The following is a 2,486-nucleotide window of genomic DNA, read 5'->3' as shown; positions in this document are numbered from 1 at the left end:
AAAAAAAAACCGCCGGTCGAAAGATGCGGCGGTTTTTTTCAGGCGGAGAGGGATCAGGCGCGGGCGGGCTGGTTCGTCTTGACGGCGGGACGCTTGTCCTGAGGCATCCCTGTGAAGGCGAAGTCCAAGTCCGGACGGTGGCCGGAAACGATGTCGGCGATGACGCGGCCCGAGCCGCAGCCCATCGTCCAGCCGAGTGTGCCGTGCCCTGTATTGAGGAACAGGTTGCCGTAGCGCGTCTTGCCGATATAGGGCACGTTGGACGGTGTCAGTGGGCGGAGGCCGGTCCAGTAGACCGGGCTCTCGTAATCGCAGGCGGTCGGAAACAGTTCGCGCGTACGCCGTGTGATCGCATCGCAGCGAACCGGGTTGAGCTCGCGCGTGTATCCGTTGAATTCGCAAGTTCCCGCCACACGCAGCCGGTCGCCAAGGCGCGACAGCACCAGCTTGTGGCCGTCGTCGGTCAGGGAGACCGTCGGTGCGGCGTCCGGATTGGTAATGCGGTAGGTGGCAGAGTAACCCTTGCCCGGATAAATCATCAGGTCGATGCCAAGCGGCTTGAGCAGGGGCACGGAGAAGCTGCCCAGGGCGACCACGAAGGCATCCGCGCGCAGCACCTTGTGCACGCCGTTGCCATCGATGATCTCCACACCTGTCACTTTTGCCGACACGCCGCTGCCTTCGGTGATGAGGCGCGTGATGGTGGAATTGAAGCAGAATTCCACCCCGTTCGCGGCAGCGTCACCGGCGAGGCCGCTCGTGAACTTGTACACGTCCCCGGACTCGTCCGTGGCGGTGTAGTCGCCGCCCACGATCTTGCTGCGGATACCGGCAAGCGCCGGCTCGATTCGGACCACTTCATCGGCATCAATGGACTGGCGCGGGCAGCCTAGATCGCGCATCAGCGATGCAGCGGCGACGGCATGGTCGAACTCATGCCGGTCCGTATAGAAGTGCAGGATGCCGCGCGTGAGCTGGTCATAAGCGATGCCCGTTTCCGCGCGGACCGACTGGAGGGTCTGGCGGCTGTATTCGGCCATTGCCACGATCTGGCGCATATTCCCCGGGGTCCGCGACGGCAGGCATTCACGCAGGAAATGCATTCCCCATTTCCATTGCAGCCATTCAGGCCGGAAGCGATACAGCAGCGGGGCATCTTCGCGGCCCATCCATTTCAGGATCTTGATCGGCGCGGAGGGGTTCGCCCATGGTTCGGCATGCGATACCGAGATCTGGCAGCCATTGGCAAAGCTGGTTTCGAGGGCGACGCCGGGTTGGCGCTCGACGACCGTGACCTCATGGCCTGCCTTGTTCAGGAACCATGCAGAGGCGGTTCCCACGATGCCGGCGCCGAGTACGATGACTTTCATGGATCTTGTCGCTTGTTATTTTTTTGCGGACTTCAGCTTCGTGATCTCGTGGGTTACTGCACGGGTGACGACGTCGCGCATCGACACATGCAGTCCGCCCCTGATTTCCTCGGCCAGGCCTTCGACGGCGGTCTGCAGCACGTCGGCGAGGCTGTCGCGCACGCGCTGTTCGAGGACGAAATCGACCCGTTCGATGATCTGGTAGAGCACGCGTTCCCGGATCTCGCGTTCGAGGCGGTCCCATTCCTCTTCCTCGAGGATCGAGGTGGCGCGCTCTTCGAGTTGGGTGACCTCGTCTTTCACGACCTCCGTGGCAGCGGGGACAGCCGGCCTGGTTTCTACCGGCGCCGGACCGGGAATGATTTCCGTCAGGAGGGGGATGCCGGCATCCGGTGTGGTCGTGCTCATGCCTTGTCTGCTTCGAAGTGGGTCAATGGGTAGCCGCGCTGCTTGTAGAAACGGAAGCGTTCGCGACCCGCAGCCTTTTCCGTTTCGTCGGAAGAAATGATTTCAATCATGCGTTCGAAGCGCGCGAAGTGCGCAGGTGTAGACGCCGTCAGGTTCACCAGTACATGGTAGTGCGGCAGTTCCGCGTCATCGCGGTCGGTCAGGATGACCGGCGTCTGTGCGGCGAGCGGATCGCCCGCCGTTACATGCGGCAGGAATTCCTGCTCGGAAAAGGTCCACAACGCCTGGTCGAGCGTCATCAGTTCCTGCCGGTCGTTCACAAGGAGGACGAGTCGGCTGCCGGCTACGCGCGCCTTGCGCGTCAGGCGGCAGGTATAGGCAATCTTGTCGGGGACGTTGCTGTGGAAGTCGATGCGGGTCATATCCGGTCCAGCCATCAGAACCGGAATCCGGGGGGCGCGTTGCCGGTCGCCGGGGGCAAGTCGCTTGTAGCGGGGCGTGCGGCAGCCGGGGTGTTTGCCGGTGGGCGTTTTTCCGAGACAGTCGGCGGTGCGGCGGCGGTCGCGGGTGGATTGCGGTAGCTCTTCGGCAGCTTGCTGGTTTCCGGGTATCCGGCTGTCGTCAGCACGTTGTTCCACGCGCCTGCTTCGAATGCGCGTTCCCGGAAATTGCCGACGACGAGCAGCGGCAATTGTCCTTCACCGCCAG

General features: G+C 62.9%; 3 protein-coding genes and 1 pseudogene. All 4 read right to left on the bottom strand.

The features are described from left to right. Positions 1 to 53 precede the first annotated feature (53 nt). Positions 54 to 1,370 carry a D-amino acid dehydrogenase gene (locus tag AYR66_RS06870; protein WP_088706899.1) on the bottom strand — a complete coding sequence of 439 codons (1,317 nt, stop codon included), beginning with the start codon at positions 1,368 to 1,370 and terminating at the stop codon, positions 54 to 56. Between the two features lie 15 nt (positions 1,371 to 1,385). Then, the gene (locus AYR66_RS06865) at positions 1,386 to 1,778 is read right to left on the bottom strand and encodes a hypothetical protein (RefSeq protein ID WP_088706898.1); all 393 of its coding nucleotides are present in this window, start codon (positions 1,776 to 1,778) and stop codon (positions 1,386 to 1,388) included. Continuing rightward, complete coding sequence (locus AYR66_RS06860) at positions 1,775 to 2,200, bottom strand: DNA polymerase III subunit chi (RefSeq protein WP_088709651.1); 426 nt, start codon at positions 2,198 to 2,200, stop codon at positions 1,775 to 1,777. The genes AYR66_RS06865 and AYR66_RS06860 overlap by 4 nt, the downstream gene beginning before the upstream one ends. A gap of 14 nt (positions 2,201 to 2,214) precedes the next feature. After that, positions 2,215 to 2,486 (bottom strand): annotated as a pseudogene (locus AYR66_RS06855) (glutaredoxin family protein); the annotation flags it as partial.

The sequence above is a fragment of the Noviherbaspirillum denitrificans genome (assembly GCF_002211445.1).
In the GTDB taxonomy this organism is placed as follows: domain Bacteria; phylum Pseudomonadota; class Gammaproteobacteria; order Burkholderiales; family Burkholderiaceae_D; genus Noviherbaspirillum; species Noviherbaspirillum denitrificans.
The sequence above is the reverse complement of the archived record's forward strand: the minus strand, read 5'-3'. Positions and strand labels throughout refer to the sequence as shown.